The organism is Nonomuraea sp. CX421 (assembly GCF_059358955.1).
Genome location: NZ_JCADBK010000035.1, coordinates 40,655 through 49,525 on the forward strand (window position 1 = coordinate 40,655; position 8,871 = coordinate 49,525).

The window sequence follows — 8,871 nt, forward strand, 5'->3', positions numbered from 1 at the left end:
ACGGGTGGGCGTCGGTGTTGACGTCCACCCGTTCGCTTCCGGTCGTGAGCTCAACCTCGCCGGTCTGCACTGGCCCGGTGAGATCGGCCTCGCGGGCCATTCCGACGGCGACGCCGCCGCCCACGCGGCCTGCGACGCCCTGCTCTCCGCCGCCGGTCTCGGCGATCTGGGCGGCCTGTTCGGCACCGCCGATCCGCGCTGGGCGGGCGCCTCGGGCCTCACGCTCCTCAAGGAGACGGCGCGCCAGGTGCGTGCCGCCGGTTTCGAGATCGGCAACGTGGCGATCCAGGTGATCGGCAACCGGCCGAAGCTCGCGCCACGCCGGGTCGAGGCCGAGCTGGCGCTCGGCGCCGCTCTGGGGGCCTTCGTCAGCCTCAGCGCGACCACCACCGACGGGCTCGGGCTGACCGGGCGCGGCGAGGGGATCGCGGCGATCGCGACCGCGCTCGTGGTCAACCTTCCCGCGTCCTGAGGCGTCCTTTTCAGGGATGCGTTGAGGGTGTCCCGGCGGGTGCCGCCTCCGGCCCGCCAAGCAATGGGGCGACGGTCCGTCACTGGCGCGGTACGGACCGTCGCCTTCCTCATGCGTAGTGTGGTGATTTGTCGGGTACTTCCCTTTAGGCAGCAACGTCTCGGGGGGAGTACACATGATCGGCGCGATTGTCTCCGCCATCATCATCGGCGCCATCGTCGGCGCGCTGGCACGGCTGCTCGTGCCGGGCAAGCAGCACATGTCCATCGGCCTGACGCTGATCGTCGGCATCGTGGCAGCGCTGATCGGCACTCTGATCGCCCATGCGTTCGGCCTGGCCGACACCAGGGGCATCGACTGGATCGAGCACCTGCTTCAGCTGGGGCTGGCGGTGATCGGCGTGGTGCTCGTTGTCCGGATGGGCATCAGCCGAGCGGGCAGAACACGACGAACCGATACCTGACCTGCCATTTTATAGGACAGTCGCATAATCGTCTGTTACGGGGTACTGACCTTTCCGTGAAGGTGAACGGCTCACCCTCATGGGGAGGTTTCGTACCATGACAATCCAGTCCATCCTTGGCGCCATCGTTATCGGCGCCGTCGTTGGCGCCATCGGTCGTCTGCTGCTTCCCGGCCGGCAGGCCATCGGGTGGATCCTCACCATCGTCGTCGGCATCGTTGCCGCCCTGCTGGGCACGCTCATCGCACAGGTTATGGGAGTCGAGACGACCTCGGGCATCGACTGGATCGAGCTGGTCATGCAGATCGTTCTCGCGATCGTCGGCGTCGGCCTCGTCGCCGGGCTCAAGCGCGGTAGCGGCACACGAGCCTAGATCCTCCGAGACACCTGGTTCTCACCAAGACACACGAAAGACCCGCCCGGGTGACCGGGCGGGTCTTCGCGCTGCCTCCCTGGGAGCTAGGGCTGCTCATTCCTCCGGAGGGAGCGGCGTGCTGCGGAGGCGGCCGGCGGGCGCGTCGGCCGTCGACCGGTCGGGCCCGTCCGTGTCGTGGATGACCGGGTGGGGAGCGGTGTCCTCCATGTCGCTGCCGCGTAGCCCGCCCTCGGTGGTGTCGGCGGCCTCCGGGCCGTGCTCAGGATCGGCGTCGCCCGTCTCCCCGGCCGGCTCGGTGAGCACGCGTACGGGCTGGGTGTCGACATCTCTGTCGGCCGGGGTGCGCGGGTGCACCAGGACGTCGGTCGGCTTCACCCGATCGCCCCACCGCACCGGGCGGCGCTCCCGCGGCTCCTCGGCCGCCGAGGGCGCGTCCTCGGCGGGCCCGTCCTGCGCCGCGTCGGCGTGCGCTGTCGAGGATGGGTCCTCTGCCGCGCCGGCATAAGCCTCCGTGGGCAGGCCCTCTGTGGCGCGGGCGTGCGGCTCCGGGTGCGGATGCTCCGCCTCGGCGGCGGGCTCCGGCGTCGGCAGCTGCCCCGACGTGCCCCCGTGCTCTGTCGCGGCGGAGTGCTCCGGCCCGGCCTTCGCCGCCGGGGTCCGTCCGCCCAACGGCACGGTGAGCTCTCGGGTCTCGCGGGTCTCGGGCTCGGGCGGGCTCTCGGGCGCGTACGCGGCCTCAGGGGAACGTACGGCGGGCTCTGAGGCGTCGCCGATACGCGCGGGCTCCGAGGTGGGCCAACTCGTCACGCGCTCGGAGATGGGCGGAGTCTCGGGGGCCGCCGTGGGGCCGACCACCGGTGTGGGCTCCAGCACCGGCTGGGCCGTGGGGACGAGCGGGGGAGGCGCCTCGGCGCCGCCGCCCCGGTGGAACGGCACCAGATCGTGCTCCGCCGTACGGTCGTCATCGTGCTTGACGGAGCCGCGGCGGTCCTGGACGTGCTTGATGAGCAGTAACCACAGCCACAGGGCGAGAGCCAGCATGACCCACGGCGCGACGGCCACGCCCACGGTGGCCGGTCGGGTCGCGACGTCCAGCCTGAGCGCGGTCGTGACGTCGACCGCGGCGGCGGCCACGATGAGCAGGACCAGCACGGTCGCCGTCTGGACCCGCACCAGCAGCCGGGCCGAGCGCAACAGCAGCAGGCTGATCAGCGCGACCACCAGGAGCGCGTCGAAGGCCGCCGGATAGAGATAGGCGAGGTCGGCGCGGGCCTCGCCCCGGATGGCGAGCGCCCGGAGGTCGTCGAAGGAGAGCGCGCACGCGGCCCCGGTGAGGGCGGCGACGGCGACGCCGGCCAGGGCGATGCCCAGGCGGCGCAGGGTGGTGGGGGGAGTCACGTCCATGGCGGTTCGAGCCTACAGAACAATGGAGGCCAGGACCGATCAAGGAGGAAGAGATGGCCGAGCTGTCCGAGGATGTCCGGGCACTGTTCGATGCCCCCAACTACGCCACGGTGACCAGCCTCAACCCGGACGGCGGACCACAGAACACGGTGGTGTGGGTGCGCACCGACGGCGACGACGTGATCTTCTCCACCACGGCGGGGCGGCAGAAGCCGCGCAACTACGAGCGCGACCCGCGGACCAGCCTGCTGATCATCGACCCGGCCAATCCCTACAGGTACGCGGAGGTGCGCGGCAGCGTCACGCTGGAGGACGACCCGGAGGGCGACCTGATCCAGGAGCTCTCGCTGAAGTACACCGGAAAGCCGTGGGAGGACAAGCCGGGGGTCAAGCGGCTGATCGTCCGGGTCAAGCCCGAAAGGGTCACCCTGCGCGGGTGATTATCAGGCATGCGAGCGCGGCTGAGGCGTTAGCCTTTGGTACGTGAGCCTGCACATCTACGACACCAGCGCGCGCGCCATCCGCGAATTCGTTCCGGTCGAAGCCGGCCGGGCGTCGATCTACCTGTGTGGGGCGACCGTGCAGGCTCCCCCGCACATCGGGCACATCCGCTCGGGTGTCAATTTCGACGTCCTCCGGCGTTGGCTGACGCGTTCCGGATATGACGTGATGTTCTGCCGCAACGTCACCGACATCGACGACAAGATCATCAGGATCTCCGCCGCGGAGAGCGTGCCCTGGTTCGTGGTGGCCGAGCGCAACCAGCGAGCCTTCACCTGGGCCTACGACACCCTCGGCTGCCTTCCGCCGACCGTCGAGCCGCGCGCGACCGGCCACGTGCCGGAGATGATCACGCTGATGGAGCGGCTGATCGAGCGGGGCCACGCCTACGCCTCCGGCGGCGACGTCTACTTCGACGTCCGGTCCTACTCCGACCAGTACGGCAAGCTCTCCAACCAGCTGCTGGAGAACATGCGGCCGGCCGCCGACACCGACGACGAGTCGTGCAAGCGCGACCCCCGTGACTTCGCACTGTGGAAGGGCGCCAAGCCCGGCGAGCCCACCTGGCCCACCCCGTGGGGCCCCGGCCGCCCCGGGTGGCACCTGGAGTGCTCGGCGATGGCGACCAAATACCTCGGGCCGACGTTCGACATCCACGGCGGCGGCATCGACCTGATGTTCCCGCACCACGAGAACGAGATCGCGCAGTCCCAGGCGGCGGGCGACGGCTTCGCCCGCTACTGGATGCACAACGGCATGCTCAAGATCGGCGCCGAGAAGATGAGCAAGTCGCTCGGCAATTCCCTGCTGATCCCCGAGATGGTGCAGAAGGTCCGGCCCGTCGAGCTGCGCTACTACCTGGCCGCGCCGCACTACCGTTCCTCGATCGAATACTCCGAAGAGGCGTTGCAGGAGGCCGCGGCCGCCTACCAGCGCATCGAGGGGTTCGTGACGCGGGCCGCCGAGGTCATCCACGACGTCGACGCGCACGCGCCGCTGCCCCAGGCGTTCGCCGACGCCCTCGACGACGATCTCGGCACCCCGCAGGCGCTCGCCGTGGTGCACGAGGTGGTGCGCGAGGGCAACGTCGCCCTGGCCCACGGTGACAAGGAAGCGGTGGCGCGGCTGCTGGCCGAGACGCAGAACATGCTCGACGTGCTGGGTCTCGACCCACGTTCGCCGCAGTGGCGTTCGGCCGGCTCCGACCTGAAGCCAGTGGTCGACACGCTGGTCGCGGTCGCGCTGGAGCAGCGCAAGGCCGCCCGTGAGCGTAAGGACTACGCCGCGGCCGACGCCATCAGAGACCGGCTGGCGACAGCGGGCATCACGGTCGAGGACACCCCGCACGGGGCCCGGTGGGAGCTCACCCGCTAGTCGACCGGGGCGAAGGCACGACGTTCGAGGGTCGCGTACGAACGGCCGAGCACGGCTGCCGGCAGCCTGGTGACCAGCCCGGCGTGGCGCTGGAGATGGCGCCGCTCCTCGGGGGTCGCGAAGCGAGCCCGCCACGGGAGCGCCCAGGTGACGCGCTTCAGCCAGCCGGTTCGCGGCATGCGCCGCTTCGCGCACGCGTAGCATGCGGCGCCCACGTACTCGGCGACCAGGGGCAGCACGTCCCGCTCCTGGTAGCGGAGATGCTCTTCGATTTTGCGACTGAGCACGCGGAGTACGGCCGCGAACGCTTTGACACCGGCGGTGGGGGTGGCGGCGAAGTCGTTCGCGACGGCGCGCAGGTCTTCGAGCAGCGGCACCACGGTCGCGTGCTCCGCGAAGTGGGACCGCAGATCGATGGCCTCACCCGCCAGCTCGCCGACGAGCGGCCACAGCACCTCGGCCTCCCAGTCGTGGTGGCGGGCGAGCTCCTCGCTGAGGAGCTTGACGTAGTCGCGGACCGCCATGGCCTGGTCCTTGTCGACCGTCGTGGGGCTCTCGTCGAGCTCCCGGGCGAGGAGGGCCAGCCTGCGAAGATCGTCACGCAGTGCCCGATGAACGACCCGGACCCCGGTGAGGTCCGGGAACGGCTCGTCGGTGCGGCGGCGTCCGGCGTCATGCGCACACGCCCTTCGGCGGGAGTCGTCCATTCGCTGGTCCTGCCAGGTTGATGGGGTCGTCCGGCCGATGCTCCGGTGAGTCGCCGGTGTCTGTTCGTGCGGGTGCATGTCTATTCCTGTCCTCCGGTGAGGTGAGCGGTGAGCAGGTTGAGCGCGCCACGTACGGCCCGCTCGAACGGCTCCGCCGTGCCCGCCGACATGGCCAGCACGTAGCCGCCCTGCACCACGGCGGTGATGGCGCAGGCGGCATCCGCGGGAACGAGAGCCTCGGAGAACTCTCCGCGCTCGCGTCCCTCCACGAGCAGTTCCCGGATGCGGTCGTTCAGCCAGGCGAAGGTCTCCTCCAGCGGTGCGCGCAGGGTGGGGCTGGCGACGATGTCGGGGTCGGCGGCCAGCCGGCCGATCCTGCAGCCGCGCAGCACGTCCCGCTCGCGCAGCAGGTAGGCCGCGATGCGCTCGTAGGAGGTGCCGGGCGAGGCAAGGCGTTCGGCAGCCTCGGAGCACAGCTGTTCGGCGCTGCGGCGGATGGCCTGGAGCGCGAGGTCCTGCTTGCCGGTGAAGTGGTGGTACATGCTGCCCTGACCGGCCTCGGCCCGTTGCTGGATGGCCTTAGGGCTGGTGCCGACGTATCCGCGCTCCCAGAGCAACTGCTGCGTGCTCTGGATCAGTCGCTCGGCGGTGTTCATCTCGCTATCGTACCTACTAGTAGGTACAAAAGGCTAATTTGCTATAAAACGGGCGATACTCCCCGGACTTGAGGCTGTCGATGATCCGTGATGACCTGCCGCCTGGCCGTGGCGCCGCCTGGCGCGGTCGCGCCGGCCCTCGGCTCGAAGGGCGTGAGGGGGGTGGCGGCCCGAGTACCCTTGATGCCATGGCAGCTGGGGGTAGGGCGTCGGGCAGACCCGCGAAGAAGAAGGGCCCGTCCAAGGGCACCGGAGGTCAGGGACGCCGGGGGCTCGAGGGCAAGGGGTCGACCCCGCCCGCGGAGATGCGCCACTGGTACAAGGACAAGGCGCGCACCGAGCGGGTCGCCCGCGAGGAGCGAGGCGGTCGCCGTCCCGCGCCCACGCGGCAGAGGCGCTCCGAGGACGCCCCCGAGTACATCGGCGGGCGCAACCCCGTGCTGGAGGCGCTGCTCGCCGGCGTGCCCGCCAACGCCCTCTACGTCGCCCAGCGCATCGACAACGACGACCGCGTCCGCGACTCCATCAAGATCGCCACCGAGCGTGGCATCGCCCTCCTGGAGTCCAGCCGCGACAAGCTCGACCGGCTCACCGAGGGCGCCATTCACCAGGGCATCGTCCTGCAGATCCCGGCCTACGACTACGCCCACCCATCCGAGCTCGTCGAGCTGGCCCACGACGCGGCCGAGACGCCGCTCGTTGTGGCCCTCGACGGCGTCACCGACCCCCGCAACCTCGGCGCCATCGCCCGCTCGGCCACCGCCTTCGGCGCCCACGGCCTGCTCATCCCGTCCCGCCGCGCCGCGGGAGTCACCGGAGGCGCCTGGAAGACGTCCGCGGGGACCCTCGCCAACCTCAGGGTGGCGCGCGCCGCCAATCTCACGGCCGCACTCCGCGAATACCGCGATGCCGGGCTGTTCGTCGTGGGCCTCGACGGTGACGGCACCATCGACATCGGTGACGCCGACCTGCTCAACGAACCGCTGGTCGTCGTCGTGGGCTCCGAGGGCAAGGGGCTGTCGCGGCTGGTGCGGGAGCAGTGTGACGTGCTGGTACGCATTCCGATGCAGGCGACCGCGGAGTCGTTGAACGCGGGAGTGGCTGCTGGGGTGGCGTTGTACGAGGTCGCTCGTCATAGGCGTCGGTGACCGTCTAGACTTGTGGCCGCGCCGACGTAGCTCAATCGGCAGAGCATCTGTCTTGTAAACAGAAGGTCAGGGGTTCGATTCCCCTCGTCGGCTCTGCAGTAGAAGCCCCTGAACAGCACTGATCTGTTCAGGGGCTTCTCGTTTGTCAGGACAATCTTGAGATTTTGCTAACAGGAGACTCCGTGACCCTGGAAGAGCAACCCGGCACATGGACCTACGATCCTGAGGCGGGAGGCCACATACATCTACCTGCGGGGTCCGATCGCGCCCGGTGGCGTGGCGCGGATGGTTACGGTGGACAGTCCCATAGTGAACCTCGGCCTGGACGAGAGCGGCAGGGGGATCGGTATCGAGATTCTCGCCGCGTGGCCAGGAGAATAGGAGAGGAGGGCCATCCCGAGCTGAGAGAGCCCTCTCACCTGGCGTGGATCTTCAGGCAGCGTTCTTGACGGCGTCGGCGAATACGTCCGCGGCTGTCGCCGCTTGCTCGTTGACGACATGCGCATAGACGCGGAGCGTGATGGCTGGGTCAGCGTGACCCAGTCGAGTCGCGACGACGTGGACGGGGCCCCCGCCGGGAGCAGCGTCGTCGCGTGGATGTGGCGAAGGTCGTGCAGGCGGGCGTGGGGGAGCCGGTTCCCTGGAGCTGATCGACAAGGCGTCTGCACTCCCCTCGTGATGAAGGGAAGAAGATGGGGTGTGGGACCCTTCATGCTATTTCGCGCGTATGGTCACCTCTGCTCGTCGGGCTTGAAAGGCCAGACGCAGTGTGAAGGTGCCCAATGTGAACAGATCGGCACCGTTCCAATCGAATTGTTCGACTTGTCCAGCAGGAGCGGCAGGCTGGGCGGTCACGCAGGTATGACCTTCCCGGTCCTCACGCCACTCGACAAGGTGAACATCCTCGAACCGGAAGACCACGACAGGGGTCTCGGTCAGCTCGGACGGAGTCCACTGCGGATCGTAGAGGAACTCCAGCCACAACACCGGCGGCCTGCCGGGCTGATAGGTCAGACACTTGAAGTCGGTGTCGTGGAGGTAGACATGAGCGTTCTTCTCGGTCCAGAACTCGTACAGCCCTGATTTGGGGGTGACGCCACGATCCTTGTCCCCAGTCACGCCGGCGAACTCGGTCACTGACATGAGGACATGGTCCTACAGACGAGAACGACGCCAGCAGGCCCCAAGCGGTGACAGCAGCGCCGGCAGTGGTACCCATTTACCACCAGAACGGGAGGTTGGATCGGCGGTCCTGCACGTCGTCGTAAACCGCACGCAGCCATGGCTGACGAACCTCTGGCAGGCGTGCCAGTGCGTGGAGGAACAACTGCCGGTCGAGCCGGAACGGGCTGGACGGCAGCGGCGGTGGCAGGTCATCGCGGTAGACACCGTCGGATAGCCCGCCCGACGCGGGACGGAGCCGCCGATTGCGGCTGAAGGCCATATACATCCATACATCGGCAGCCAGCGGCACCGCCACCTCCGTGGCGGACGACCATGTCTCCCCAGTTTGCGGGTGCTGCGGAACCAAAGCGATGTCCGTGACGGTGCCGGGCAGGCCCGGCCCTGCCCGGCCAGGGCTAGGCTCCTCGTCGGTGGCTCGGCCGGGAGCAGGGCATCGAGCGCCGGACGGAACGCATCGGCGACAGAGCCATTAGGAACCACGACCCGTGCACCGCCCGACGCGGCCAGCAGGTGGGCCAGCGCCACCGAGACCGCTGCCTCCCACACTGGGCTCCACGCCCCGATCGGCTCAACCGGCGGTCTCTC

Annotated in this window: 11 protein-coding genes and 1 tRNA gene; 7 read left to right on the forward strand and 5 right to left on the reverse strand. The window is 69.2% G+C overall.

Going from position 1 to position 8,871, the window contains the following annotated elements; all coding sequences use genetic code 11:
• Positions 1–4 precede the first annotated feature (4 nt).
• The 3 genes from ispF (at position 5) to AC5L3X_RS36580 (ending at position 1,308) form a co-directional block, all read left to right on the forward strand.
• Entirely contained in the window at positions 5–472 is a 468-nt protein-coding gene (gene ispF / locus AC5L3X_RS36570; protein WP_189124363.1) for a 2-C-methyl-D-erythritol 2,4-cyclodiphosphate synthase, read from the forward strand.
• 175 nt (positions 473–647) lie between these two features.
• A complete protein-coding gene (locus AC5L3X_RS36575) occupies positions 648–935 on the forward strand; it encodes a GlsB/YeaQ/YmgE family stress response membrane protein (RefSeq protein ID WP_494863184.1) in 288 nt (95 codons plus the stop codon).
• Between the two features lie 97 nt (positions 936–1,032).
• A complete protein-coding gene (locus tag AC5L3X_RS36580) occupies positions 1,033–1,308 on the forward strand; it encodes a GlsB/YeaQ/YmgE family stress response membrane protein (RefSeq protein WP_189124361.1) in 276 nt (91 codons plus the stop codon).
• Positions 1,309–1,404: 96 nt separating this feature from the next.
• On the opposite strand, the gene AC5L3X_RS36585 is transcribed toward AC5L3X_RS36580, so the two are convergent.
• Complete coding sequence (locus AC5L3X_RS36585) at positions 1,405–2,715, reverse strand: DUF2637 domain-containing protein (RefSeq protein ID WP_494863185.1); 1,311 nt, start codon at positions 2,713–2,715, stop codon at positions 1,405–1,407.
• Positions 2,716–2,768: 53 nt separating this feature from the next.
• Here AC5L3X_RS36585 and AC5L3X_RS36590 point away from each other — a divergent pair, with 53 nt between their 5' ends.
• Positions 2,769–3,155 (forward strand): PPOX class F420-dependent oxidoreductase, encoded by a 387-nt coding sequence (locus tag AC5L3X_RS36590; protein ID WP_494863186.1) that lies wholly within the window; start codon positions 2,769–2,771, stop codon positions 3,153–3,155.
• Positions 3,156–3,198: 43 nt separating this feature from the next.
• On the forward strand, positions 3,199–4,590 hold the full coding sequence (gene cysS, locus AC5L3X_RS36595) for a cysteine--tRNA ligase (RefSeq protein ID WP_494863187.1): 1,392 nt from the start codon (positions 3,199–3,201) through the stop codon (positions 4,588–4,590).
• Here cysS and AC5L3X_RS36600 read toward each other — a convergent pair.
• Positions 4,587–5,297, reverse strand: coding sequence for a hemerythrin domain-containing protein (locus AC5L3X_RS36600; protein WP_494863188.1), 711 nt, complete (start codon positions 5,295–5,297; stop codon positions 4,587–4,589). The genes cysS and AC5L3X_RS36600 overlap by 4 nt on opposite strands.
• 80 nt (positions 5,298–5,377) lie before the next feature.
• Entirely contained in the window at positions 5,378–5,953 is a 576-nt protein-coding gene (locus AC5L3X_RS36605; protein ID WP_494863189.1) for a TetR/AcrR family transcriptional regulator, read from the reverse strand.
• A gap of 188 nt (positions 5,954–6,141) precedes the next feature.
• On the opposite strand from AC5L3X_RS36605, the gene rlmB reads away from it, so the two are divergent.
• Complete coding sequence (rlmB, locus tag AC5L3X_RS36610) at positions 6,142–7,101, forward strand: 23S rRNA (guanosine(2251)-2'-O)-methyltransferase RlmB (protein ID WP_494863190.1); 960 nt, start codon at positions 6,142–6,144, stop codon at positions 7,099–7,101.
• A gap of 20 nt (positions 7,102–7,121) precedes the next feature.
• Positions 7,122–7,194: transfer RNA gene (locus tag AC5L3X_RS36615), tRNA-Thr, on the forward strand.
• 621 nt (positions 7,195–7,815) lie between these two features.
• Here the strand turns inward: AC5L3X_RS36615 and AC5L3X_RS36620 are convergent.
• Positions 7,816–8,244, reverse strand: coding sequence for a hypothetical protein (locus tag AC5L3X_RS36620; RefSeq protein ID WP_494863191.1), 429 nt, complete (start codon positions 8,242–8,244; stop codon positions 7,816–7,818).
• Positions 8,245–8,320: 76 nt separating this feature from the next.
• Positions 8,321–8,575, reverse strand: a complete 255-nt coding sequence (locus tag AC5L3X_RS36625) for a hypothetical protein (RefSeq protein ID WP_494863193.1) — start codon at positions 8,573–8,575, stop codon at positions 8,321–8,323.
• Positions 8,576–8,871 lie beyond the last annotated feature (296 nt).

Excerpts from the sequence above, each read along its gene's own strand:
- AC5L3X_RS36605 (WP_494863189.1), bottom strand. The coding sequence starts at position 5,953 with ATGAACACCGCCGAGCGACTGATCCAGAGCACGCAGCAGTTGCTCTGG.
- AC5L3X_RS36590 (WP_494863186.1), top strand. The coding sequence starts at position 2,769 with ATGGCCGAGCTGTCCGAGGATGTCCGGGCACTGTTCGATGCCCCCAAC.
- AC5L3X_RS36600 (WP_494863188.1), bottom strand. The coding sequence starts at position 5,297 with ATGGACGACTCCCGCCGAAGGGCGTGTGCGCATGACGCCGGACGCCGC.
- AC5L3X_RS36620 (WP_494863191.1), bottom strand. The coding sequence starts at position 8,244 with ATGTCAGTGACCGAGTTCGCCGGCGTGACTGGGGACAAGGATCGTGGC.
- AC5L3X_RS36575 (WP_494863184.1), top strand. The coding sequence starts at position 648 with ATGATCGGCGCGATTGTCTCCGCCATCATCATCGGCGCCATCGTCGGC.
- AC5L3X_RS36580 (WP_189124361.1), top strand. The coding sequence starts at position 1,033 with ATGACAATCCAGTCCATCCTTGGCGCCATCGTTATCGGCGCCGTCGTT.
- rlmB (WP_494863190.1), top strand. The coding sequence starts at position 6,142 with ATGGCAGCTGGGGGTAGGGCGTCGGGCAGACCCGCGAAGAAGAAGGGC.
- AC5L3X_RS36585 (WP_494863185.1), bottom strand. The coding sequence starts at position 2,715 with ATGGACGTGACTCCCCCCACCACCCTGCGCCGCCTGGGCATCGCCCTG.